At 74.6% G+C, this 22,327-nt stretch carries 21 protein-coding genes and 3 tRNA genes; 9 read left to right on the top strand and 15 right to left on the bottom strand.

Features of this window, described 5'->3' with window-relative positions; all coding sequences use genetic code 11:
• Position 1 precedes the first annotated feature (1 nt).
• Positions 2-75 (top strand) — tRNA-Lys (locus tag ACIQVT_RS31945).
• Positions 76-144: 69 nt separating this feature from the next.
• Here ACIQVT_RS31945 and ACIQVT_RS31940 read toward each other — a convergent pair.
• Complete coding sequence (locus tag ACIQVT_RS31940) at positions 145-1,449, bottom strand: M6 family metalloprotease domain-containing protein (protein ID WP_403762139.1); 1,305 nt, start codon at positions 1,447-1,449, stop codon at positions 145-147.
• A 275-nt stretch (positions 1,450-1,724) separates the two neighbouring features.
• On the opposite strand from ACIQVT_RS31940, the gene ACIQVT_RS31935 reads away from it, so the two are divergent.
• Positions 1,725-3,530, top strand: a complete 1,806-nt coding sequence (locus ACIQVT_RS31935) for a putative bifunctional diguanylate cyclase/phosphodiesterase (protein ID WP_403762136.1) — start codon at positions 1,725-1,727, stop codon at positions 3,528-3,530.
• Here ACIQVT_RS31935 and ACIQVT_RS31930 read toward each other — a convergent pair.
• Positions 3,509-4,606, bottom strand: a complete 1,098-nt coding sequence (locus ACIQVT_RS31930) for an LLM class flavin-dependent oxidoreductase (RefSeq protein ID WP_403762133.1) — start codon at positions 4,604-4,606, stop codon at positions 3,509-3,511. The genes ACIQVT_RS31935 and ACIQVT_RS31930 overlap by 22 nt on opposite strands.
• 121 nt (positions 4,607-4,727) lie before the next feature.
• Positions 4,728-5,450, bottom strand: a complete 723-nt coding sequence (locus tag ACIQVT_RS31925; RefSeq protein ID WP_403762130.1) for a decarboxylase — start codon at positions 5,448-5,450, stop codon at positions 4,728-4,730.
• Between the two features lie 238 nt (positions 5,451-5,688).
• Here ACIQVT_RS31925 and ACIQVT_RS31920 point away from each other — a divergent pair, with 238 nt between their 5' ends.
• The 3 genes from ACIQVT_RS31920 (at position 5,689) to ACIQVT_RS31910 (ending at position 8,352) form a co-directional block, all read left to right on the top strand.
• A complete protein-coding gene (locus tag ACIQVT_RS31920) occupies positions 5,689-6,633 on the top strand; it encodes a D-2-hydroxyacid dehydrogenase (protein WP_403762127.1) in 945 nt (314 codons plus the stop codon).
• Positions 6,634-7,427: 794 nt separating this feature from the next.
• Entirely contained in the window at positions 7,428-8,180 is a 753-nt protein-coding gene (locus ACIQVT_RS31915) for an IclR family transcriptional regulator (protein ID WP_403762124.1), read from the top strand.
• Between the two features lie 98 nt (positions 8,181-8,278).
• Positions 8,279-8,352: transfer RNA gene (locus ACIQVT_RS31910), tRNA-Lys, on the top strand.
• 61 nt (positions 8,353-8,413) lie between these two features.
• Here ACIQVT_RS31910 and ACIQVT_RS31905 read toward each other — a convergent pair.
• The 4 genes from ACIQVT_RS31905 to ACIQVT_RS31890 all read right to left on the bottom strand — a co-directional run bounded on the left by ACIQVT_RS31905 (position 8,414) and on the right by ACIQVT_RS31890 (position 12,234).
• Complete coding sequence (locus tag ACIQVT_RS31905; protein ID WP_403762121.1) at positions 8,414-8,878, bottom strand: DUF3592 domain-containing protein; 465 nt, start codon at positions 8,876-8,878, stop codon at positions 8,414-8,416.
• Positions 8,879-8,996: 118 nt separating this feature from the next.
• Positions 8,997-9,602 (bottom strand): lytic polysaccharide monooxygenase, encoded by a 606-nt coding sequence (locus ACIQVT_RS31900; RefSeq protein WP_403762118.1) that lies wholly within the window; start codon positions 9,600-9,602, stop codon positions 8,997-8,999.
• A gap of 113 nt (positions 9,603-9,715) precedes the next feature.
• A complete protein-coding gene (locus ACIQVT_RS31895) occupies positions 9,716-10,852 on the bottom strand; it encodes an SPFH domain-containing protein (protein WP_403762115.1) in 1,137 nt (378 codons plus the stop codon).
• Between the two features lie 101 nt (positions 10,853-10,953).
• The gene (locus ACIQVT_RS31890) at positions 10,954-12,234 is read right to left on the bottom strand and encodes a peptidoglycan-binding protein (RefSeq protein ID WP_403762112.1); all 1,281 of its coding nucleotides are present in this window, start codon (positions 12,232-12,234) and stop codon (positions 10,954-10,956) included.
• A 186-nt stretch (positions 12,235-12,420) separates the two neighbouring features.
• Between ACIQVT_RS31890 and ACIQVT_RS31885 the strand changes: the two genes are divergently transcribed.
• Positions 12,421-12,494: transfer RNA gene (locus tag ACIQVT_RS31885), tRNA-Lys, on the top strand.
• 71 nt (positions 12,495-12,565) lie between these two features.
• Positions 12,566-13,255, top strand: a complete 690-nt coding sequence (locus ACIQVT_RS31880) for a FadR/GntR family transcriptional regulator (RefSeq protein ID WP_403762109.1) — start codon at positions 12,566-12,568, stop codon at positions 13,253-13,255.
• Between the two features lie 9 nt (positions 13,256-13,264).
• Here ACIQVT_RS31880 and ACIQVT_RS31875 read toward each other — a convergent pair whose 3' ends face one another.
• The 5 genes from ACIQVT_RS31875 to ACIQVT_RS31855 form a co-directional block, all read right to left on the bottom strand.
• Positions 13,265-13,930, bottom strand: coding sequence for a class F sortase (locus tag ACIQVT_RS31875; RefSeq protein ID WP_403762106.1), 666 nt, complete (start codon positions 13,928-13,930; stop codon positions 13,265-13,267).
• Positions 13,931-13,938: 8 nt separating this feature from the next.
• Positions 13,939-14,493, bottom strand: coding sequence for a hypothetical protein (locus ACIQVT_RS31870; RefSeq protein ID WP_403762103.1), 555 nt, complete (start codon positions 14,491-14,493; stop codon positions 13,939-13,941).
• A gap of 176 nt (positions 14,494-14,669) precedes the next feature.
• On the bottom strand, positions 14,670-15,449 hold the full coding sequence (locus tag ACIQVT_RS31865) for an HAD-IIA family hydrolase (RefSeq protein ID WP_403762100.1): 780 nt from the start codon (positions 15,447-15,449) through the stop codon (positions 14,670-14,672).
• A 151-nt stretch (positions 15,450-15,600) separates the two neighbouring features.
• On the bottom strand, positions 15,601-16,629 hold the full coding sequence (locus tag ACIQVT_RS31860; RefSeq protein WP_403762097.1) for a hypothetical protein: 1,029 nt from the start codon (positions 16,627-16,629) through the stop codon (positions 15,601-15,603).
• A 582-nt stretch (positions 16,630-17,211) separates the two neighbouring features.
• Complete coding sequence (locus ACIQVT_RS31855) at positions 17,212-18,375, bottom strand: ROK family protein (RefSeq protein ID WP_403762094.1); 1,164 nt, start codon at positions 18,373-18,375, stop codon at positions 17,212-17,214.
• Positions 18,376-18,423: 48 nt separating this feature from the next.
• Between ACIQVT_RS31855 and ACIQVT_RS31850 the strand changes: the two genes are divergently transcribed.
• Together ACIQVT_RS31850 and ACIQVT_RS31845 are read left to right on the top strand one after the other, a co-directional pair.
• Positions 18,424-19,497, top strand: coding sequence for a Gfo/Idh/MocA family oxidoreductase (locus tag ACIQVT_RS31850; protein WP_403762089.1), 1,074 nt, complete (start codon positions 18,424-18,426; stop codon positions 19,495-19,497).
• Positions 19,497-19,985 (top strand): heme-degrading domain-containing protein, encoded by a 489-nt coding sequence (locus ACIQVT_RS31845; protein ID WP_403762086.1) that lies wholly within the window; start codon positions 19,497-19,499, stop codon positions 19,983-19,985. The genes ACIQVT_RS31850 and ACIQVT_RS31845 overlap by 1 nt, the downstream gene beginning before the upstream one ends.
• 9 nt (positions 19,986-19,994) lie before the next feature.
• Here the strand turns inward: ACIQVT_RS31845 and ACIQVT_RS31840 are convergent, their stop codons facing one another.
• From ACIQVT_RS31840 to ACIQVT_RS31830, 3 genes are all read right to left on the bottom strand, one after another.
• The gene (locus ACIQVT_RS31840; RefSeq protein WP_403762084.1) at positions 19,995-20,852 is read right to left on the bottom strand and encodes a fumarylacetoacetate hydrolase family protein; all 858 of its coding nucleotides are present in this window, start codon (positions 20,850-20,852) and stop codon (positions 19,995-19,997) included.
• 173 nt (positions 20,853-21,025) lie between these two features.
• A complete protein-coding gene (yidC, locus tag ACIQVT_RS31835) occupies positions 21,026-21,736 on the bottom strand; it encodes a membrane protein insertase YidC (protein ID WP_403762081.1) in 711 nt (236 codons plus the stop codon).
• A gap of 98 nt (positions 21,737-21,834) precedes the next feature.
• Positions 21,835-22,158: a DUF6412 domain-containing protein gene (locus ACIQVT_RS31830; protein WP_403762078.1), complete on the bottom strand. Its 324-nt coding sequence runs from the start codon at positions 22,156-22,158 to the stop codon at positions 21,835-21,837.
• Between the last annotated feature and the right edge of the window lie 169 nt (positions 22,159-22,327).

The raw sequence follows: 22,327 nt of genomic DNA, 5'->3' as shown, positions 1-22,327 counted from the left end.
GGCGCCGCTAGCTCAGTTGGTTAGAGCAGCTGACTCTTAATCAGCGGGTCCGGGGTTCGAGTCCCTGGCGGCGCACATGACGAGGGCGGGTCACGGCCGGAGGAATCCGGATGTGGCCCGCCTTTCATCGTTGCCGTGCCGGGCTCAGCCGCTCAGCGCCGGGGTGATCCGTACGGTCCACGCCCCCGAGGCCGTCCGGTCCTCGACCTCCACCTTCACGCCCTCCCCGGGCACGGTGAAGCTCTCCCCGAGGGAGACCGGCGCGTCGGCCAGCGGCGGGTAGACCGAGTCCTCCCAGCAGGCCTCGGTGTGCGGGTGGGCGTCCACCACCTGCACCGGGCCGCCACCGGACTCGGCGCCGCCGTGGACCCGGTACACCAGGACGCCCTGCCGGCAGGAGGCGCGGTCGTTGCCGGCCGCCCCGCGCACCTCGAAGGCGAGGACGCTGTCCGGCCCGGTGCGCACCACCGCCAGTTTGGTGCCGTGCCCGAGACCGAAGGCGGGGGCGCCGGACGTGCCCGGTACCGCGACGCCCGGCCCGGCCGCGAGGGGTTCCAGGGTGAGGCGGGTCGGGGCGGTGCCCTGCACGCAGGTCACCTGGCGCGGATCCAGCCAGCCGAGTTTCCACTTGTGCCAGGCGAACAGGTCGGGGGAGCGTCCGAACTGGCTGCCCATCAGGTCCCAGTCGCCGACGTAGGTGTCCCAGTCGCCCTTGCCGTCGACGGGACGGTGGTAGAGGTCGGGCAGGTCGAAGACGTGGCCGGTCTCGTGGGCGAGGACCAGCCGGTCGGGAGGGTGTTTCTCGAACACGGTGACGACCCGGTGGATGTCGGTGCCGTCCACGCGCAGGGGCGTGTCGAGGTTCACGACCTTCGTGGCGTCGGAATCGACGCCGGGGGCGTCCGGGTCGGCGACGAAGTACACCACCGGGTAGCGCGAGAAGTCGACCTGCCGGTCGGCCACGGCGAACGCGTCCCGCAGGTAGGCGGCCCGGTCCTCGGTGCTCCAGTCCCGCCGCATGGCGTACGCCGTCGACGGGCGCGGCATGCGCAGCCAGTGCGGCAGCGGATGCGGGCGCAGGGCGAAGCGGCCGTAGGAGGCCCGGGCGAAGAAGCTGCTGGTGGCCGGGAAGTGGTCGGCGGTCAGCTCGGCGGGGCTGGTGCGCGGGGTGGCGTCCGGGAAGGAGAGGAAGACCAGGACGGCGTCGACGGTGCCGGTGGGGCGGGCGTAGGCGGAGTTCCAGGTGTCCAGGCCCTCCGAGTGGTGGACCTCGGTACGGCGCAGGGCGCAGGGAGTCGTCGAGAAGGGTTCGGCCACCGACGGGCCGGTGAGGATCGAGGTCGCGGCGAGCGCCGACATCGTGGTGAACACGGCGGCGGTGCTGCGCAGCTTGGGCACGGACATGACCTCCGGACGCGGTTCGGGGACCCGCACCCAGATTGCTGGCATCTGTCATGTTTTGCCGCGTTTGCCTGCACCAGAAGGGTGAGCGTGCCGCCCTCGGGTGCCGGCGCGCTCCGGCGCCCGACACCCCGAAACATTCACGGAACGTCACAATCGGTCGTGGGCCCGAAGAACCCGTCCAGGTGCGGGCAGAAACGATCTGTCAGAACCTGTGTCCCGTCCGGGACACTGGACAGTGGCTGGAAGGGCGGGGGGCCAGCCTCTATGATCGGCACACTTTCCGGCACGGACAGAGATCGAGTGCACTGCGGGAGCCAGCGGTGAGCGGAACGTCCGAAGGGCCGACGCCCGCGGCAGACCTCGACCGGTCAGCCGTCACAGTCAGTGACCATACCTCCTACCACCGTGTCTTCGCGGCCGCCCCGCTCGCCATGGCCGTCGTGGACCCCGAGGGACTCGTCGTCAGCGCCAACGCGGCCTTCGGCGCGCTGATCGGCGCGGATCCGGCGACGCTCACCGGTCGGCCCGCCGCCGACCTGGTCGGTCTGGGCTCGGACGCCCGCAGTCGGCACGCCTACCGGGAGGTGCTGCGCGGCGGGCAGGGCCGCCTGCGCTGCACCCGCCGACTCAAGCACCCCGAGGGGCACTCGGTGTGGGCGCAGGTCACCGTCGCCCCGCTGACCGGTGGCGGGCAGGGCGTGCTGCTGTCGGCCACCGACATCAGCGCCCGCCGCGAACTCCAGGCGAGACTCAGGCACTTGGAGATGCACGATCCGGTGACCCGGCTGCCCAACCGGGCGCTGTTCTTCGAGCGGCTGACGGCCGCGCTGGAGGCGGAGTCGTACGAGCGCGGCGGCTCCGGCCGGATCGGTCTGTGCTACCTGGACCTCGACGGATTCAAGGCCGTCAACGACACTCTCGGCCATCGTTTCGGCGACCGGCTGCTCGCCGCCGTCGCCGAGCGCCTGACCCGGGTCGCCGACGAGGCCGGGCGCGCACGGGCCGCCGTCCCCCTGGTGGCCCGGCTCGGCGGCGACGAGTTCGCCCTGCTGGTGGAGGACTCCACCGGCACCGAACAGCTCGCCGACCTCGCGGAGTCGGTGCTGCGGGCGCTGGAGGAGCCGTTCGACCTGGGCGGGCAGCGGCTGTCGTCGAGCGCGTCCATCGGCGTCGTCGAACGACACGCGGCGGGCACCTCCGCGACCGGGCTGATGCAGGCGGCGGACACGACCCTGTACTGGGCCAAGGCGGACGGCAAGGGCCGCTGGACGCTGTTCGACCCCGAGCGCAACGCCCACCGCATGACCCGTCAGGCCCTGTCGTCGACGCTCCGCCCCGCCGTCGAACGCGGCGAATTCACCCTGGAGTACCAGCCGTTGGTGGGCATGGAGGACGGGCGGCTCAGCGGGGTGGAGGCGCTGGTGCGGTGGAACCACCCGCAGTTCGGCACGCTGACGCCGAACCGGTTCATCGGCCTGGCCGAGGAGGACGGTTCGATCGTGCAGCTCGGCCGCTGGGCGCTGGCCACCGCCTGCCGGCAGGCCCGTCGTTGGCAGACGGACCACCCCGGCGAACCGCCCATCTTCGTCAGCGTCAACGTGGCCGTCCGCCAGGTGTGGGACTCCGACCTGGTGGCCGACGTGGCACGCACCCTCGCCGAGACCGGGCTCGCCCCGCACCTGCTCCAGCTGGAGCTGACCGAGTCGGCGGTGATGGGGTCGGCGGGCCGCCCGCTCCAGGCGCTCCAGGCCCTCAGCGACATGGGGGTGCGCATCGCCATCGACGACTTCGGCACCGGCTACTCCAACCTCGCCTACCTCAGCCGCCTGCCGGTGTCGGTCCTGAAGCTGGACGGCTCCTTCGTGCGCGGCTTCCAGTACGAGGGCGACCAGAAGACGCTGGCCCCCAACCCGGCCGACGAGGTCATCGTGGAGGCGATGATCCAGCTGGCCCACCGCCTCGGCCTGACGGTGACCGCCGAATGCGTGGAGACCTCCGCCCAGGCAACCCGGTTGCGCCGTATCGGCTGCGACACCGGACAGGGTTGGCTGTACTCCCGCCCGGTGCCGCCGGACCGCATCTCCGAGCTGCTCCAGGCGCAGACCTACGCGGTCGGCAACCCGTAGGCGTCCGCGATCAGTTCGTAGGAGCGCAGGCGCAGTTCGCCGCGGTGGGCGTGCGAGGTGATCATCAGCTCGTCCGCGCCGGTGCGCTTGCGCAGGTCGTCCAGGCCGGAGCGGACCTCGTCGGCCGTGCCGTGCACGACGTTGGTCGTCCAGGAGGCGGCGAACTCCTCCTCCATCGGGCTGAAGACGTGGCGTTCGGCCTCCTCCGGGTCGGGGAAGAGCCCGGGGCGGCCGGTGCGCAGCCGGATCATGTTCAGCGCCATCGCCCGGGTCTGCCGGCGGGCCTCCCGCTCGTCGTCCGTGGCGAGCGCGGAGACGCCGATCAGGGCGTACGGCTCGTCGAGGACGGCGGAGGGACGGAAGGTCTGCCGGTACAGGTCCAGGGCGGGGAGGGTGTTCTGCGCGGAGAAGTGGTGCGCGAAGGCGAACGGCAGGCCCAGCATCCCGGCCAGGCGGGCGCTGAAGCCGGAGGAGCCGAGCAGCCAGACCGGCGGCCGGTGCGAGGACTGCACACCGGTGGGGGTGGTGCCCTGCACCGGGCCGGGGATCGCGTGGATGCGGTGGAAGGGGTGGCCGTCGGGGAAGTCGTCGTCCAGGAAGCGGATCAGCTCGGCGAGCTGCTGGGGGAAGTCGTCGGCGCCCTGGTCGAGGGTGTCGGTGCGGCGCAGGGCCGCGGCCGTGGCGCCGTCCGTGCCCGGCGCCCGGCCGAGACCGAGGTCGACGCGGCCCGGCGCCATCGCCTCCAGCGTGCCGAACTGCTCGGCGATCACCAGCGGGGCGTGGTTGGGCAGCATGACGCCGCCGGAGCCGAGCCGGATGCGGTCGGTGTGGGCGGCGAGGTGGGCGAGGATCACGGCGGGCGAGGAGGAGGCCACGCCGGGCATCGAATGGTGCTCGGCGACCCAGTACCGGTGGAAGCCGCGGGACTCCGTGAACCGGGCGAGGGCGACGCTGGTGCGCAGCGCGTCGGTGGCGGTGCTGCCCGCGCCGACGGTCACCAGATCCAGTACGGAGAGGGGGACGGGGGCGGTTCCGTGCGTCGTGCCCCGGATCTCCTCTGCCTCGGCTGCGGACACGGTGCTGCCTCCTGTGATCGGGCGTGCTCTCGGGCGCGGGACGTCGAGCGTCGTCCCTCGGCGCACAACAGGAGGCGGTCTCCGTTTATTCCGCGGCGGTCCCGCGGCCGGGGCCCGGCGGCTACGCCTGGACCCTGGGTTCCCGGGTGAAGAGGGTCCCGAGCGACGGCGCGTTCACCCGCCGGTCCACCAGCCTGAGCCCCTCCCACACCGTGACCTGGTTCGCGGTGAGCACCGGCTTGGACAGCGCCTTCTCCAGCAGCGGGAGGTGGGCGGCCGTGTGCAGGGCGGTGTCCGGCAGCACCACCGCCTCCGCGTCCGCGGTGTCCGCCGCGCGGGCCAGCGTCAGCAGGTCCTCCTCGTCCCAGGTGGCGGCCCGGCCGGCGGTGACGGCCGCCGAGGACCGCACTCCCGTGACCTCCAGGCCGCCGTCCCCCAGGAACGCGGCGAACCGTGCGGCCACCTCCTCCGGGTAGGTCGCGCCGACCGCCACCCGCCGGACGCCGATCTCCCGGGCCGCGTGCACGAAGGCGAACGACGTCGAGGACGCCGGCATCCCGGCCAGCCGGGCCAGAGTCCGCACCTGGGCCTGAGCGCCGTCCCAGCCTTGCCCGAAGCTGCCGCTGGTGGACGCCCACACCACCGCCTCCGCCCCGGCCAGCCGCAGCGCCGCCATGCCGTCGGTGAGCCGCTCGGCCGCGTCCGGCGCGTCCAGCGGCAGCGCGTCCCCGCCGGTGCCGGTGTGCGCCAGGTCCAGCCGGACGTCGCTGCCCAGGAGCTGCTCGATGCGCGGATAGTCGTCCTCGGCCGAGTGGCCCGGGGTGAGGAGTCCGAGTGCGGTCATGTCCAGCCTTCCTGCTGTGCGTCGGGCGGTACGGGCCGTGGGCGGTACGCCGCGTGCGGCGGCGCCCGGCACGGCCTCATGGTGCGGATACCCCCTCGGCGCCGCGCTGCCCACATCGCGGCACCCCACGCGCCGGCCGGGGCGGGCGGCGAATGGCCGCGACGGCGTTGTTGACGGCGGTGGGCCCGGGTGCGAGCGTGGGCCGTCCGCGCAGGCCAGACGCCGGGAGCCGCCCCGCATGACGCCGACCGTCCTCGTCCTCGACGCCGATCCGCCGCCCCGGCTCGGCCGCCTCACCGGCCGTGCCCGCATCGTGCACACGGACGCCGCGCACCTGGCCGAACGGCTGCCGGCGGCGGACGTCCTGCTGGTCTGGGACTTCACCTCGCACGCGGTGCGCGCCGCCTGGCCCGGCGAGGGGCCCCGGCCGGCTTGGGTGCACACCGCCAGCGCGGGGGTCGACCATCTGATGTGCCCGGAACTGGCCGCGTCGGACACGGTGGTCACCAACGCGCGCGGCGTCTTCGACCAGCCGGTCGCCGAGTACGTGGCGGCCCTCGTCCTGGCGGTCGCCAAGGACCTGCCGCGCACCCTGGAGCTCCAGCGGGAGCGGACCTGGCGGCACCGGGAGGGCCGTCGGGTGGCGGGCACGCGCGCGTGCGTGGTCGGCTCCGGCCCGATCGGCCGGGCGACCGCCCGCACGCTGAAGGCCCTGGGCGTGACGACGGCGCTGGTCGGGCGGGAGCCGCGGACCGGCGTGCACGGCCCGGCCGACCTCGACCGGCTGATCGCCCGCGCGGACTGGGTGATCGCGGCGGCTCCGCTGACCGGGCAGACGTACCGCATGTTCGACGAGCACCGGTTCGGCGTGATGCAGCCCTCGGCTTTCTTCGTGAACGTCGGCCGGGGCGGGCTGGTCGACGAGGAGGCCCTCACCCGGGCGCTGGCCCGGCGCTGGATCGCGGGCGCGGCCCTGGACGTGTTCGCCGCCGAACCGCTGCCGCCGGACAGCCCGTTGTGGGAGCTGCCGGGGCTGATCGTGTCACCGCACATGAGCGGCGACACGGCCGGCTGGCGGGACGAGCTGGGCGCGCAGTTCGTCGCGTCGTACGAGCGCTGGGCGGCGGGCCGCCCACTGCCGAACGTGGTCGACAAGACCCGCGGCTACGTACCCGGCCCCTGATCCCCGAAAGCCACGACCCCACCGCCTGGGGTAGCACCCGGCAACCACTCCCCCACGCCCGCCTGCCGCCCCCGTGGCCCACCAGCCCCGCGCGTACGCAGCCGGCCCCTGACCGACGGAAGCCACAGCCCCACCCACCGGGTGCCTGCACTCGGGACAGCACCTGGCAACCCAACCCCCACGCCACCGAACCCCGCGCCCCGCGGGGTGCAGCGCACTCCCACCTCCCCCGCCACACGGGCCGAGGGCTCCCCGACGCGGTCCGTCGAACGCGGGGCGCGGCACAGGCCGCCCCCGGGGACACTGACCTACGGAAGGCACGCACCCGCCCCCGGCCCCGCTGCGCAGGGCGGCGCCCACGCCCACCGGACCCCGTGCCGCGCCGGGGCAGCGCCCGGCAGCCCGCTCCCTCGCCCATGGCGAAACGGATCGGCATCTCCCCGGCGCAGCCCGCCGAACGCCGGACGGGGGACAGGCCGCCCCGTGGCCCACCGGACCTGCGGATCCGCGCCCGGACACTGACCGATGCGAGGCACGAACCCGCCACCGGGCCCCACCACCCGGGACAGCACCGGCAACCCGCTCCCCCATACCCACCGGGCCCCGGGGGCAGCCCACTACCCCGCCGCCACGCCACACCGTTCGGCGGCTCCGGGCGCGTGTTCCCCCTTGTGGGTTCCGGTGGTCGAACGGGCGGGCGTGATCTCACCAAGGCCCTCTGCCCGGAGGGTGCCCGGCGGCTATCGTGGTGAGGATCCGGCGAACCGGATCGCGGCCGAGGGGGAGCGAGCGCCATGAGGATCGAGCCGACCACCCCGTACCACTCCGTCCAGGACGCGCTGCGGGTGCTGGATACCGTGGCCCGGCACCCCGCCGGCGTCACCGACACCGTGCTGGCACGCCGTACCGCCCTCGGTCCGGCGCGGCTCACCGCGCTGCTGCGCATGCTGCGCCGCGAGGGCTACGTCACGCAGGTCACCGGCGGGGCGTACGTCACCGGTGACGCCCTGCGCCGGCTCACCTCGGCGCACGGCCGGGAGCGCGCGCTGCGCGACCGGCTCCAGCACACCCTGGACCGGCTGCGGGACGCGGTCGGCGCGGCCGTCTACCTCAGCCGCTACGTCGACGGCGAGGTCAGCGTCACCCAGTACGCGGCCGGCCCCGCCACCCCGGCGGTCAACGAGTGGGTGGACTTCCGCTCCTCGGCGCACGCCACCGCCGTCGGCAAGAGCCTGCTGACCCAGCTGGACCACAACGGCCGCCGCGACCACCTCTCCCGGCACCGGATGGCCCGTCTCACCTCGCACACCATCACCAGTGACAAGCTGCTGCTGTCACGGCTGGAGTCCCAGCCGCCCACGGTGCCGGTGCTCGACCTCCAGGAGTACGCGGTCGGTACGGTCTGCGCGGCCGTCCCGGTCACGGCGGGTTCCTCGGTGGGGTGTCTGGCGCTGTCGCTGCCGGTGCGGGAGGCGCACCGGCTGAGGCAGGCGGTGCGGACCCTTAACCGCGGCGCGGCGCCGGTCCTGCTCTCGATGGCGCTGTGAGGGCGTCGCCGCACGGCTCGGGGTGGTCAGCGGCACCCCGACGGACCAGGTATTATTTTCTTCGTCGCCGGCCGCGTACAGCGGACGGCGGGAGTCATGCGCCGCTAGCTCAGTTGGTTAGAGCAGCTGACTCTTAATCAGCGGGTCCGGGGTTCGAGTCCCTGGCGGCGCACACGGAAGAAGGGCCCCTCGCTCGCGCGAGGGGCCCTTCGCCGTTCCCGGCGCCGGGCGGGTCACGGCATCAGGCCCTCCGACTCGGCGAAGATCGTGTGGGCGAGGACCATGAAGCCGACGCAGAAAGCGGCGGCCACGCCGAGGAACGCGAGCAGGCAGCCGGTGCCGGCGGCGAGCTTGCCGGGCGCCGGCGGCAGGGCGGTGGCCCGCTCGGGGGCCTCCGGCAGGTACCGGACGGTCGTGAAGTCGCCCTCCAGGACGGTGGCGGGGCCGTTCTCCTCCGCGAAGCGGACCGTGCGTCCCTCGCGGGTGGTGAACTCGTAGACGTGGTGCAGCGTGGTGTGTACCGACGTGTCGCCGCCGCCCCCGCTGGTCGTCGTGTACATGCGCAGGCAGCGCGCCTCGGCCGTCAGGCCGTCCGCCCACGTCCGGCTGATCCGCCGGGCGCGCCGCACCAGGCGTTGGGCGGCGAACGCGAAGGCGACGAGCATGACGCCGGGCACGGCGTAGAAGAACAGTTCCATGAGGCTCCCCCGAGGTCGGTCCGCCGTTCCGGTCGGTCGGCGTGGCCGGAACCTATCCGACCGGGCGGGCCGCCGACCTCAGGGGAAGCTCAGTTGCTGGATCGTTCCCGGACGCGGGTCAGAAGGTGACGTCCGAGCAGGCGTAGAAGGCGTTGCCGGTGTCGGCGACCGTCCACACCGCGAGGATGACGTGGTGACCGCTCAGCCCGCTCGGCAGGGTGCCGCTGTGGCTGAGGGTGGACGGCGGGCGCTGGCCGTTGTAGGGGACGGTCAGGAACGGGGTGAGGTTGAGGTCCGAACGGCTCAGGGCGTGGTTCTGGTTCCAGCCCGGCTTGGTGACGTAGTACTTGAAGTCCGTCGTGGCGTGCATGGCGGTGAACTGCCAGCGGAACGTGTAGGACTGACCGCCGGTCACGCGCGTGGTGGGCCAGGCCGCGCCGGACGGCGTGGTGGGCGAGCTGAGCTGCGAGAACTGGCCCTGCCCCGCGTTGCAGAGCTGGCCGTCGGCGGGACCGGCGGCCGGGAAGCCCTTGGGGCCCTCGGCGCTCTGCGGCTCCCACTGGATCTGGCCGCAGTTCGCCACGGTGCCGTTCTGACAGAGCTTCTGCCTGCTGATGGGCAGGTCGGTGTAGCCGTGCCCGCTGGCGCCGCCGGTGGAGAGCGCGAAGGCTCCGGCGGTCACCGCGCCCAGCACGACTGCGGACAACTTGGTCTTGGTGCGCATGCTGCCGCTCCTGGAGAACGTGGGGAGTTCGATGAGCTGGTGCAGGGAAGGTCTAGACCAAGTCTCAGGTTATTACCGGAAGTTGAACATGTCCATACCAATCGGCGATCCCCCTAGACGGGCTCCGTCCGGCCCGAGCAGAACGCCACCGTGAGATCACGGACCAGCACCTTGCGCTCGTAGTCGTCGAGTTCGACCAGTCCGCGCACGGTCAGCCGGGTCACCGTGTCCTCCACCGAGTCCACCACCGAGTTGAGCAGGGTGGCCCGCTGCCGGGCGTCCAGCGCGGCCAGCCGGCGCCGGTGGATCGCGGGGGCCACCTCGGGGGCGTACTCCACCGCGACCGGCCGTACCGAGAACACTTCCAGCCCCACCGGCGCCGTCTCCGAGGCCACCAGCCGGGTCAGCGCGTCCCCGGCCGCCGTCACCCCGCCCCGCGTCCCGCCCGCCGGCTCCACCGGCACCCGGGCCAGCGCCGCCGCCACGCACTCGCGCAAGTAGTCCTCGTGGTCCTCGACGCCGAGCAGGGCCCGCGCGGTGTCCCGCACCCGCCACACCACCAGCACGACCACCCGCAGCGCCATCCCGTCGGGGTCCGCCGCCGCCATCGCCCCGCTGCGCCAGTGCCGCAGCCGCACGTCCGCCCGTCGGCGCCGCACCAGCGGGTTCACCCAGAGCAACCCGGTGCGCCGAACCGTCCCCCGGTAGCGGCCGAACAGGCCGAGCACCCAGGCCCGCCCGGTCCGGCACCGGGTCAGCCCGCCGAAGCCGAACGCGCCGAGCGCCCCCGCCCCGGCGTACGCCGCCCACTGCGCCGGACCGAGACCCACGCCCGCGTACGCCGGCAGCCGCAGCGCCTCCGACACGTACGGCGGCAGGCTCCCCGCCCACCAGGCGGCGGCCAGGCACCCGGTGAACCCGCACGCCCCGGCCAGCACCCCGGCCGCCCCGGGCAGCACCCGCGCCGGACGTTCCACCAGCTCCGGGTCGACCTCCGGCAGCGGCGGCCGGCGCACCGGGGCCGGGCGGCGCTGGCGGGGCTGCTCGCCGGTGCCCTGCCGGCGGGCCACCACGGCCGGCCTCAGCGGCACCCGCACCGGGTCGGGGTCGTCCCGGAAGAGCAGGTGGACGGGGATCTCGGTGGTCACCTCGTTCTGGATGAGGCGGGCCGACCGGGTGGCGGGACCCCCGGCGCCGCCCTCCGGATGCCCCTCGGACTCGGGTGGTGTGTGCGATGTGGTGGTACTCATGCGAGCCTCCAGCCTCCGCGCCAGATGCGTCATGGACAGGGTGACGTGGTCGTACGGGCCCCACGGGGTCCCGCGCTTGTCGTACGGGGGGGTCGCGGACGTCAGGCGAACAGGCGGCGCCAGGTGTCCGGGCCCGGGTAGCCGTCCGCCGCGCGGCCCCGCAGACCCTGGGCGCGCTGGAACGCCGCCACCGCCCGGCGGTCGGCCTCGCCCCAGTGCGGGCCCGGACCGAGCGGGTAGAACCGGCCGAATCCGCGCCGCACCAGCTGCGCGCCCAGCCGGGTGACGTGGTCGCCGGTCGCGCCCGGCCGGAAGGAGCCCCGGCCGGGGTAGCCGGGCGCCCGCCGGTCCGGTCCGGCCGCCCCGGCCCCGGCGTTCTCGCCCGCGCCGGTGACGAGCAGCTCCCAGGTGCCCGGCCCGGGCAGCCCGTCGGCGTCGGCGCCCGTCCAGCCCTGGGCCTCCTGGAACGCCTGGGTGGCCTGCCGGTCCGCCTCGCCCCAGACCGGCCCCGGCCCGTCGGGGTAGGAGGCGCCGGCGCCCCGGGCTGCCAGCATCCGGCCGAGCAGGGTGACGTACGCGTTGTCGGCGCCCGGCCCGAAGGAGTCCGCGCCCGGATAGGCCACCGGTGTCGCCGATGCCGCCGCGCCGGCGGTGACCGCCGTCACGCCCTTGTAGCGGTAGGGGACGTACTTGTCGGTGTCGCTCCAGTAGGGGTAGGGCGTGGCCTGGCGGCGGGCCTCCGGGGGCGTCTGCTCGTACACCGTGTAGTACGTGCGCGTGTGGTCCGTCCAGCCGCCGAAGATCACCACGTGGGAGCCGCGCTCGGGGTCGTCCGGGTTGTGGTACAGCAGGATGTCACCGGGCTGGAGCTCCTCCCTGGTGATCCGCACGCCGTACTGGTCGAGGCTGCCCGTCCACTCGTTGCCCGGCAGGCCCCACGCCATGGAGACGAAGCCCGAGCAGTCCTGCCGGTACCCGTCGGACCAGTAGTCGTCCATGCTGTACGGCACCTGCGCGGCCACCCAGGTCCTGGCCCGGTTGACGATCTCGGTCCGGGTGGCGGGAGGGACCGGCCCGGCGGCGGTCCCCGGCGAGGGCGTCGCCGCCCCGTACAGCGGGCCCTTCTTGCCCTGCGGGGTGCTGGGCTCGCCGTCGCCGGGCAGGGCCTGCCGGTGCGGGAAGTGGGCGGGGGTGAGGGCGGCGGCCGGGGGGACCGCGCCGAGGACGGCGGAGGCGGTGGCCACCACCACGACCCCGCGGGCCGCCGGATGACCGCCGAGGCGGGCGGACGCCGGGAGGGGGGCCGCCCGCCGCCGCGGGCCGCAGCCGGGACAGTCGCAGTCGCTCGCCGGTTCCACGTCCTCGAACACCGGAGCGGTCATGCGATCCGCCTCACATTCAGGGGTGATATGTCCGCGGGTGTGCACGTCGGCCAGTTTTCCAACTGTCGCGGGCACGCGCATGTTGACGGTCCGAATGATGTACGCCCGCCCCCCGGCCGGCAGCCACGCCCGTCCGGGGTGGTCGGAGCACGCCGACGGGTCGGGTAGAGTTCTCTTCGTCAGCAGGCGCCGCTAGCTCAGTTGGTTAGAGCAGCTGACTCTTAATCAGCGGGTCCGGGGTTCGAGTCCCTGGCGGCGCACCGACCGGAAGGCCCCTCGCGCGAGCGGGGGGCCTTCCGCATGCCCCACAATGGCCGGATACCCTCTCGCCATGGCAGCCCGGGACCTTCAGGAACAGATCAAGAAACTGATCGTGGACCAGCGGTTGCCCTCGGGTGCCCCGCTGCCCACCGAGCCCGAGCTGATGCGGCTCCTCGGGGTGAGCCGGAACTCGGTCCGCGAGGCCCTGAAGGCGCTCCAGGCCGTCGGCATCGTGGAGATCCGGCACGGATTCGGGACGTACGTCGGCGCCATGTCGTTCGCGCCGATGATCGAGGGGCTCGCCTTCCGGACCGTCGCCGGCCACCGCCGCGGCGAGGACTCCCTGCTCCAGCTCCTGGAACTGCGCGAGGCCGTCGAGACCGGGCTCGTGTCCCGGCTGGCCGGGCGGCTGCCGGAGACGGACCTCGCCGCGCTGGAGGCGCTCGTGGACCGTATGGAACGGGAGGCCGCCGAGGGGACGGGCCTCGCCGGCACCGACCGCGCCTTCCACGCCACCCTCTACCGGGGACTGGACAACGTGCTGCTCGGCGAGGTGCTGGAGGCGTTCTGGGACGCCTTCCACCTGGTGCGGCGGGACCTCGTGGACCTGCCGCAGGACCCTCGGGTCACCTGCCGCCAGCACCGGGAGATCCTCGACGCGGTCCGCTCCGGCGACTCCCTGCGGGCCGAGCGGGCGATACGGGACCACTTCGGCAACATCCGCGCCCGCCTCTCCCCCGCCGCCGCGGCCAACCGGTAGGGGCGTCCCTCAGCGGCCGGTGCCGGTCAGGTACGCGGAGACCACCACATTGGCCGTGTAGCTGCCGCCGGCCCGGTCGAAGGTGCCGCCGCAGGTGATCAGCCGCAGCTCGGCCCGGCCGGGCTCGCGGGGACCGTAGGCCTGCCGGGCGTCGAAGCCCTCGCGGGGCAGCACGCGCACGTCGTCGACGGTGAACTCGGCGACCCTGCCGTCCGCCCGGACCACCCGGACCCTCGCGCCCGCCTTCAGCGTGCTGAGCCGGTAGAAGACGGCGGGACGGGTCCGGGTGTCGACGTGCCCGACCAGCAGGGCCACGCCCCGGGCGCCGGGCGCGGCACCGGCGCCGTACCAGCCGACCACGCCCGGCTGGGTGTAGGGCGGCGGGTCCACGGCTCCCTGGGCGTCCAGACCGCGGACCACCACCGGTGCCTGCACGCCGATCCCGGGGACGTCGAGACGCTGCGGTGTCGCGGGGCGCAGGGGAGCCGCCGCGGAGGGCAGCCGGACCTGACCGGCGGGGAGGCCGAGGACGTCACCCGTGGCCGGACTGCCCGCGCCGTGCGGCACGCCCGTCACCCCGCGCCCCCACAGCCACAGGCCGAAGAGCAGCACCGCCCAGGCCAGGCAGGTGACGAGCCGTCCGGTGCCGGTGGCGCTCCCGTGGTCGTCGCCCACGGCGGGTCTCAGCGGCCACCGCGGCTCCGGCGGGCCCGGAGCCCGACGGCGACCGCGGCGATGCCGGCGAGCGCCAGACCGGTGGCCGCCTGGGCGGTGTCCGGCCCGGAGCCGCTGGTGGCCACCGTGGCGAAGTGCGCGGTGCCGCCGCCGCCCGCCGGGACCGGGGCGACGGGGGACGCGGGCGCGTCGGGCAGCCGGACCGGTTCCTCGCGCCCGGTCGCCGCCGCCCGGGTCACCGTGATCCTGCCGGTGATGGCGTAGTCGGCGCAGGTGATGCGCACGTCGTAGGCGCCGGGCTCGATGGAGGTGCGGACCCGGGTCTCGCCGGACAGACTTCCCCGGCCGCCGGCCAGCCGGGCGTCGGCGACGAAGGCCGCCGAGGCGGCGGTGGCCTGCCGGCCCGTGCAGCCACTGACCCGCAGCGCGACGTCGGCGCCCGGCGTGGGGGAGGCGGGCGTCACGGCGACCGAGCCGCCGTCCGCCGCGACGGCGTGGGCCGCCGGGGCGAGCGCGGCCACGGCCAGCGATCCGGTGCAGAGAGTGAGGCGTAGTGAGCCCATCGTGAACCTCCAGTCACCAAGGAGGCTCCCCCGGGCGGCCCGCCCACGCATCCCAGGGACACGCCCCGCTGCTCCGAACGGGTGAGGCCGGGTTTCGGCCGGGCGGAGCGGCGGGCGGACGGGCGGTAACGACCGGTACGGACCGGCCGGGGCCGCCGGTCGTGTCCGGTCGTGTCTCAGACCAGGTCGACCAGGTCCGCGATGGAGTCCACGACCTGGGAGGGGCGGAAGGGGTAGCGGTCCACGTCGTCCGGCCGGGTCACGCCGCTCAGCACCAGGAACGTCCGCATCCCGGCCTCCAGGCCGGCGAGCACGTCGGTGTCCATGCGGTCCCCGATCATCGCGGACGTCTCCGAGTGCGCGCCGATCGCGTTCAGACCGGCCCGCATCATCAGCGGGTTCGGCTTGCCCACGAAGTACGGCTTCTTGCCGGTCGCGGCGGTGATCAGCGCGGCGACCGAGCCGGTGGCGGGCAGGTCGCCCTCGACCGAGGGGCCGACGTTGTCGGGGTTGGTCGCGATGAACCGGGCGCCGTTGTTGATGAGACGGACCGCCTTCGTCAGCGCCTCGAACGAGTAGGTCCGGGTCTCACCGAGGATCACGAAGTCCGGATCGTGGTCGGTGAGGATGTAGCCGATGTCGTGCAGGGCGGTGGTCAGACCGGCCTCGCCGATGACGTAGGCGCTGCCGCCGGGCCGCTGGTCGTTCAGGAACTGGGCGGTCGCCAGCGCCGAGGTCCAGATGTTCTCCACCGGCACGTCCAAGCCCATGCGGCGCAGCCGGGCGTGCAGGTCACGGGCCGTGTAGATGGAGTTGTTGGTGAGCACCAGAAAGGGCCGGCCGGACTCGCGGAGCCGCTTCAGGAAGGCGTCGGCACCGGGGATCGGCACCCCCTCGTGGATCAGGACGCCGTCCATGTCGGTGAGCCATGACTCGATGGGCTTGCGGTCTGCCATGTTGAGCGTCTCCAGGCGTACGTACGGGCGAGAAGCGGGGGCGCCGGAACCACGGCGTACCGACGCCCACAGCCTAGCCAGCCCGGCTTGATCCGTACCCTGCCGATCACCGGGCAGTGCTCCCGGTGCCGGGTGGCGGGGTGCGCGCCGCTCAGCGACGGCGGCGCCGGACCAGCAGGAACGTGGCCGCGCCAACACCGAGCAGCGCCGCCACGGCCACCAACAGCGCCCGGGCCCGCTCCGGCCCGGTACGCGCCAGCTCGCGCGCCCGCTCCCCGGCCGCCTGCGCCTCCCCGGCCGCCTGGGCCACCTGGGCCGGCTGGTCCTCACCGGCCTCCTCCTCTTCCGCCGGCGTCTCCCCGGGGGAGGGCGGGGAGACGGCCTGGGTGGCGGTGGGGGCGGCGGTGATGGCGGGGCCGGCAGACGCGCCGCCGGACGGGGTGGGCGACACCTTCCCGGTGTCCTGGGTTCCCTGGGTCTCCCGGGCCTCTTGGGTGTCCTCGGTGGCCTGCGTGTCCTGGGTGTCCTGGGTGTCCTGGGTGTCCTGGGTGTCCTGGGTGTCCTGGGTGTCCTGGGTGTCTTCGGTGTCCTTGTCGGCGCCGTCGATCGAGAAGCGGTAGACGTTGGACTCCCCGACCCAGTCCCCGTCGTCGCCCCGGCGCTGCACGGCGGCGGCGTTGGCCGTCACCCGCACCGCCGGTGCCTCGGAGGTGAGCGCGAGGCGGACCCGGACGCTGACCGTGCCTCCCGGCGGCACGGTGAACCCGTCGAACCCGGCGCCGTCGAGCACGCCGACCAGTTCGTGCGCGTCGGTGCTTTCGAACGTGACCGGCCGGACCCGGGGACCCTCGTAGAAGTCCAGCTGGGGCTGGTCCGGCCGCAGGGCCTTCCGGTCGTCGGCCAGGACGACGACCGGGTGGATACGGGCACACGCGCGGCGGGTCGTGTTGGTCAGGTCGATGTACCAGGTGCCGTAGCCACCGCCCGCCTCGTAGGAGCCGGGGCCACCGCGGATCCGGGTGGCCAGCGGGAAGGCCCGCGCGTCCGTGCCGGCGCAGGTGGGGGTGGAGGTGGAGGTCGAGTCCGCGAAGGCGGCGGCGTCCGACGGCACGGGCACGATGACCGTGGCGGTGGCGGCGCCGGTGGCCAGGGAGAGGGTCAGGGACGTGCGCAGTCGCATGAACACATGACCCTGCCGGGTGGGGTGGGGGGTTCGGTGCCGCCACTCCGGGGCGGGGTGGAAGTCCGCTCGATCAGCGGGGGGCGGCTGCGCGGGCGAGCGGGCGGGCGGGGCGTTCTCGGGTGCGGGTGCGTCGTGGCCGGTCGCGCAGTTCCCCGCGCCCCTGGCGGGGTGGGGGTGGCCTGGGCTGGGGGGTACCGGAAGCGATGCGGGGCCCTGGCCGGGGCGGGGGGTGCCGCGCGTTGCCGGGTGCCGGTGCGGTCGCGGCCGGTCGCGCAGTTCCCCGCGCCCCTGGCGGGGTGGGGGTGGCCTGGGCTGGGGGTGCCGGAAGCGCTGCGGGGCCCTGGCCGGGGCGGGGGGTGCCGCGCGTTGCCGGCTGCCGGTGCGGTCGCGGCCGGTCGCGCAGTTCCCCGCGCCCCTGGCGGGGTGGGGGTGGCCTGGGCTGGGGGGTGCCGGAAGCGCTGCGGGGCCCTGGCCGGGGCGGGGGTGGCCTGGACCGGAGAGGTGCCGGGGGCGGTCGGGGCCTCGAAGGTGGGGGCGCCGGGGGCTGTCGAGGTGCTGGAGTTGGTGTGGCCCCAGGGGTCAGGTGACGGCGTGGCCGAAGAGGGGGGCCAGGAGGAGTTGGGCCGCGCCCTCGGCCACCGCCCGCTCCCCCCGCGGAGCGACCCGTACCGGTACGCCCCCGGCGGGCGCCCCTTCCCGGCGGGCCCGCGCCGCCAGCACCTCGCCCACTCCACGCACGTACGCCTCGGGCGCGCCCGCGATCGTCCGGCCGCCGAGGAGGACCACGTCGATGTCCAGCAGTCCCACCAGGTTGCCGGCCGCCACCCCCAGCACCCGGGCCGCCTCGGCCACCTCCCCCCGGGCGACGGCGCGCAGGCACAGCGCCTCGACGCACCCCCGGTCGCCGCACTCGCACGGCGGTCCGTCGAGCTGGATCACCTGGTGGCCGAACTCGCCGGCCCCGGTCCGCGTCCCCCGGTGCACGGTCCCGCCGATCACCAGGCCGGCGCCGAGCCCCGTCCCGAGGTGCAGATAGGCGAAGGAGTCACCGGCGGTCCCCTCCGCATCGCCGACGGCCAGTCCGAGCGCGGCGGCGTTGGTGTCCTTGTCGACCGCCACCGGCACCCCGAGCCGCTCCGTGAGCGCGTCCCGCAGCGGGAAGCCGTCCCACTCGGGGAACCCGGTCACCCGGTGCAGGATCCCGTGGGCGTGGTCCAGCGGTCCGGGGAGCGCGACCCCCACGCCCAGCAGTGAGGTGACCCCGGCGAGGCCCCCGGCGCCGGGGCCCGGCCCGCCCAGCCTGTCCGCCACGAGCGCCTCGACCGTGCCGCACAGCGCGTCCAGCACGGCGCGCGCGCCCGCGCCCAGGTCCAGCGCGGCGCGGTGTTCCCCCACCACCGCCCCGTCCAGGTCGGCCAGTACCACCCGCAGCTCGTCGCGGTCGAGGTGGACGCCCGCCGCGTGCCCCGCGTCCGGCACCAGCCGCAGTACGGTCCGCGGCTTGCCGCCGGTCGACGCGCGCCGGCCGGCCTCTGCGGCCAGGCCCTCGTCCCGCAGCCGCGCGGTGATCTTGCTGACGGCCTGCGGGGTGAGGCCGGTGCGCTCGGCGATCTCCAGCCGGCTGATGCCCTCCGCCCCGGCGTCCCGCAGCAGCCCCAGCACCAGCGCGGTGTTGTGGCTGCGCACCGCGCCCAGATTGGCTCCCGCCGGTCCGCCGCTCCTCGTCCTGTTCACGCGACCCATTGTCCCCGCCGCTTGCACTTTGGCAACAGCGTTGCCAAAGTAGGTGGCATGACTTCTGCCTCCCTCCGCGTCGGCCTGATCGGCTACGGCCTCGCCGGCTCCGTCTTCCACGCCCCGCTGATCTCCGCCACCGAGGGCCTCGCCCTGGACACGGTGGTCACCTCCCAGCCGGAGCGGCAGCGGCAGGCCCGCGCCGAGTTCCCGGACGTCCGGTTCGCCGCCGGCGCCAACGAGCTGTTCGCCCGCGCCGACGAACTGGACCTGGTCGTCGTCGCCTCCCCGAACAAGACGCACGTACCGCTGGCCACCGCCGCGCTCGAAGCGGGGCTGCCGGTGGTCGTGGACAAGCCGGTCGCGGGCACGGCTGCGGAGGCGCGCGGTCTCGCCGCGCTCGCCGAGGAGCGCGGCCTGCTGCTGTCGGTGTTCCAGAACCGCCGCTGGGACAACGACTTCCTCACCCTGCGCGGGCTCCTGGCCGACGGTGAACTCGGCGACGCCTGGCGCTTCGAGTCCCGTTTCGAGCGCTGGCGCCCGAAGCCCAAGGGCGGCTGGCGCGAATCCGGTGACCCGGCGGAGATCGGCGGCCTGCTCTACGACCTCGGCAGCCACGTCGTCGACCAGGCCCTCGTCCTGTTCGGCCCGGTCACCGAGGTCTACGCCGAGACGGACGTCCGCCGTCCCGGCGCCGAGGCCGACGACGACACCTTCCTCGCCCTCACCCACGCGAGCGGCGTCCGCTCCCACCTCTACGTCTCCGCGACGACCGCCCAGCTCGGCCCCCGTTTCCGGGTGCTCGGCTCCCGCGCGGGGTACGTCAAGTACGGCCTGGACCCGCAGGAGGCGGCCCTGCGCGAGGGCAGCCGCCCCGGCACCACGCCCGACTGGGGCGCGGAGGACGAGGCGCTGTGGGGCCGGATCGGTTCCGGGGAGTCCCCGCTGACCGGTGGCGGCACCCCCGTGCCGACCCTCCCCGGTGACTACCCCGCCTACTACGCGGCCGTCGCCGCCGCCCTGACCGGCGCCGGCCCCAACCCGGTGACGGCCCTGGAGGCCGCCGCCACGCTCGACGTACTGGAAGCGGCCCGCAGGTCCGCCCGCGACAAGGCGACGGTGGCCCTCTGATGACCTCGTCCACGACCGCCCCCGGCACCACCCCGAGCGCGGAGGAACTGGAGGCGCAGGAACGCCGCCTGGTCTTCCGCCGGTTCACCAACGACGACGCCTGGGCCCTCGGTTCGCTCCTGGTGGAGCTGGCCCGGGAGCGCCGGGCACCGGTCGCCGTCGACATCCACCGCGCCGGGCAGCAGCTCTTCCACGCGGCGTTGCCGGGCTCCACACCCGACAACGACGCCTGGATCACCCGCAAGCGCCGGGTCGTGGAGCGTTACGGCGCCTCCTCCTACCTGGTCGGGACCCGGTTCCGCGCCAAGGGGACGACGTTCGAGGACTCCTCCCGCCTGGACCCGGACGCCTACGCGGCGCACGGCGGCTCCTTCCCGATCCGCGTCGAGGACGTGGGCGTCATCGGCGCGGTGACGGTGTCGGGCCTGCCCCAACTCAAGGATCACGAGCTGGTGGTGGCGGCGCTGGAGAGGTTCCTCGGCGTCTGACCGGGGGGCTCAGGCGTCCTTGAGCTCCTGGCGCTGGCGTCCGAGCCCCTCGATCTCCAGCTCGACCACGTCACCGGCCCGCAGGTACGGCTTGGGCTCGGGCCGGCCCATGGCCACCCCCGCCGGCGTCCCCGTGCTGACGACGTCTCCGGGGTACAGCGTCATGAACCGGCTGAGGTAACGCACGACCTCACCCACGGGGAAGATCTGGTCGGCGGTCGTGCCGTCCTGCTGGAGCTCCCCGTTCACCCACAGCCTGAGGGGGAGCCGCTGCGGGTCCGGCACCTCGTCGGCCGTCACCAGCCACGGGCCCAGGGGGTTGAACGTCTCGCAATTCTTGCCCTTGTCCCAGGTCCCGCCCCGCTCGATCTGGTACTCCCGCTCGGACACGTCGTGCGCCAGCACGTACCCGGCGACGTGCGCGAGGCCCTCCTCCGCCGACTCCAGATAACGGGCCGTACGGCCGATGACGACCGCGAGTTCGACCTCCCAGTCCGTCTTGACCGAGCCGCGCGGCACCAGCACGGTGTCGTACGGCCCGACGACCGTGTCCGGCGCCTTGAGGAACACGACCGGCTCGGGCGGCGGTTCGGCGCCGATCTCGCGGGCGTGGTCGTGGTAATTGAGGCCGATGCAGACGACCTTGCCGATCCGGCCGACCGGGGGTCCGGTCCGCAGTCCGGCCGCGTCCAGCTCCGGCAGCTCGCCGCTCTCCGCCGCCGCCCGCACCCGGCCGAGCGCGGCCTCGTCGGCGAGGAACGCGCCGTCGATGTCGTCCACGAGGCCCGACAGGTCCCTGAGGGTTCCCCGGGCGTCGAGCAGCGCGGGGCGTTCGGCGCCCGCCGTACCGACTCGCAGCAGCTTCATGGTCACAATCTCCCTCGATCGCGGGCGCCCGGCCGGCGGGTGCGGTCGCCGGAAGGGCTGGACGATCCTCCGATTCCGCCGTCCAGTCCGCAAGACCCTGTTCACGGACTGGACCGGGCCCGGCCCGGGCGGGGCCGTGGCCATGACCTGCCCGGCGACGCGGCGAACCCCGTTCAGCGGGACAGCAGGGCCTGTTCCGCGGCGCTCCAGGCCGTACTGGTGACGACGTACAGGGCGGCGGCGAGCGGGACGACGGCCACGGTGACGAGCGTGAAGAAGGACAGGAACGGCGCCACCCGGGTGACGGCGCCGAGCCCCGGCACCGCGTCCCCCGTGCCCGCGGGTATCGGCTGCTCGGCCATCGTCCGCCGGGCGCGCCGGTAGTTGACGGCGGCGACGGCCGCGACGAGGACGAAGAGGCCGGCGTAGACCAGCCCGGCCGGGCCGAACACCCCGCCGTCGGCGAGCGCGTCGGACCAGCGCCCGCCGAGCGGTGCCGCGAGGAGCCGGTGGCTCAGCAGGCCGTTGCTCTCACCGCCGATCGTGGAGCTGGAGAACAGGTGGTAGAGGACGAAGAAGGCGGGGAGCTGGAGCAGACCGGGCAGCAGACCGGAGAGCGGCGAGACCTTCTCCTCGGCGTGCAGGTCCAGCACCGCCCGCTGGAGGCGCCGCGGGTCGCCGGCGTGCTTCGCGCGCAGCGCGGCGAGTCTCGGCTGGAGCGCGGCCCGGGCGCGCCGGCCGCGGGCGGCGGCCCGGGACAGCGGGTGGAGCAGGAGCCGTACCAGCGCGGTGGACAGGACGACCGCGGCGGCCGCCGCGGAGGCGTGGAAGAGCGGGGTCAGCAGGTGGGCGAGGTGTTCGACCAGGTGACTGACGACGGACATGGCTGAGCCCTCCGGGGGTCTCGTCGTGCCGGGAAGGAAGGAGAGATCGGCAGGACGACCCGCGCGGGGTCACGCGCTGGCGTGCGGAAGTACGTGCCCTACGCGGCGGTCGCCGGGACGGCGGTCCCCGGAGCTCTGGGCCGCCGCCGGCCGGGCGCGTCGGGGTCGCGCTGGGGCAGGAAGGCCGTACGGCGGGCCCGGTCGCGTATCGCCTCGCGGACGCGCGCGGGGGGCAGGGCGGGGACACCGCGGGCGGCGAGCAGGGCGCTCGCGGCGAGGCCGGCGGCGACGGTGGCGGTCACGGCGAGGGCGACGGCGGCCGACAGCCCGCCGGTGCCGAGCGACGTGGCCTGGAGCAACAGCAGGTGCACCAGGACCAGCACCACGACGAGGGGACGCGGAACGGCAGCCCGGCTGCGCATCGCCACTCCCCCCTTCCGTGTCGGTCACGTCAGTATGCCCGGCACACAACACCCGGCACCACGACAACGCCCGGCACCACCAGGAGAGTTCCCCGCGCCCCGTTCATTTCGCACGCGGGGCGGAACCGGAGGAAGGAGATACCCGATCGGAGCCGTGAGCTATCCACCC

The sequence above is a fragment of the Streptomyces sp. NPDC100445 genome (genome assembly GCF_044759735.1).
GTDB lineage: Bacteria > Actinomycetota > Actinomycetes > Streptomycetales > Streptomycetaceae > Streptomyces.
The sequence above is the reverse complement of the archived record's forward strand: the minus strand, read 5'-3'. Positions and strand labels throughout refer to the sequence as shown.

Excerpts from the sequence above, each read along its gene's own strand:
- ACIQVT_RS31895 (WP_403762115.1), bottom strand. The coding sequence starts at position 10,852 with ATGAGTACCACCACATCGCACACACCACCCGAGTCCGAGGGGCATCCG.
- ACIQVT_RS31865 (WP_403762100.1), bottom strand. The coding sequence starts at position 15,449 with ATGGCAGACCGCAAGCCCATCGAGTCATGGCTCACCGACATGGACGGC.
- ACIQVT_RS31880 (WP_403762109.1), top strand. The coding sequence starts at position 12,566 with ATGGCAGCCCGGGACCTTCAGGAACAGATCAAGAAACTGATCGTGGAC.
- ACIQVT_RS31920 (WP_403762127.1), top strand. The coding sequence starts at position 5,689 with ATGACGCCGACCGTCCTCGTCCTCGACGCCGATCCGCCGCCCCGGCTC.
- ACIQVT_RS31940 (WP_403762139.1), bottom strand. The coding sequence starts at position 1,449 with ATGCCAGCAATCTGGGTGCGGGTCCCCGAACCGCGTCCGGAGGTCATG.
- ACIQVT_RS31840 (WP_403762084.1), bottom strand. The coding sequence starts at position 20,852 with ATGAAGCTGCTGCGAGTCGGTACGGCGGGCGCCGAACGCCCCGCGCTG.
- ACIQVT_RS31830 (WP_403762078.1), bottom strand. The coding sequence starts at position 22,158 with ATGCGCAGCCGGGCTGCCGTTCCGCGTCCCCTCGTCGTGGTGCTGGTC.
- ACIQVT_RS31845 (WP_403762086.1), top strand. The coding sequence starts at position 19,497 with ATGACCTCGTCCACGACCGCCCCCGGCACCACCCCGAGCGCGGAGGAA.
- ACIQVT_RS31860 (WP_403762097.1), bottom strand. The coding sequence starts at position 16,629 with ATGCGACTGCGCACGTCCCTGACCCTCTCCCTGGCCACCGGCGCCGCC.
- ACIQVT_RS31890 (WP_403762112.1), bottom strand. The coding sequence starts at position 12,234 with ATGACCGCTCCGGTGTTCGAGGACGTGGAACCGGCGAGCGACTGCGAC.
- ACIQVT_RS31870 (WP_403762103.1), bottom strand. The coding sequence starts at position 14,493 with ATGGGCTCACTACGCCTCACTCTCTGCACCGGATCGCTGGCCGTGGCC.
- ACIQVT_RS31900 (WP_403762118.1), bottom strand. The coding sequence starts at position 9,602 with ATGCGCACCAAGACCAAGTTGTCCGCAGTCGTGCTGGGCGCGGTGACC.
- ACIQVT_RS31850 (WP_403762089.1), top strand. The coding sequence starts at position 18,424 with ATGACTTCTGCCTCCCTCCGCGTCGGCCTGATCGGCTACGGCCTCGCC.
- ACIQVT_RS31925 (WP_403762130.1), bottom strand. The coding sequence starts at position 5,450 with ATGACCGCACTCGGACTCCTCACCCCGGGCCACTCGGCCGAGGACGAC.
- ACIQVT_RS31855 (WP_403762094.1), bottom strand. The coding sequence starts at position 18,375 with ATGGGTCGCGTGAACAGGACGAGGAGCGGCGGACCGGCGGGAGCCAAT.
- ACIQVT_RS31905 (WP_403762121.1), bottom strand. The coding sequence starts at position 8,878 with ATGGAACTGTTCTTCTACGCCGTGCCCGGCGTCATGCTCGTCGCCTTC.
- ACIQVT_RS31915 (WP_403762124.1), top strand. The coding sequence starts at position 7,428 with ATGAGGATCGAGCCGACCACCCCGTACCACTCCGTCCAGGACGCGCTG.
- yidC (WP_403762081.1), bottom strand. The coding sequence starts at position 21,736 with ATGTCCGTCGTCAGTCACCTGGTCGAACACCTCGCCCACCTGCTGACC.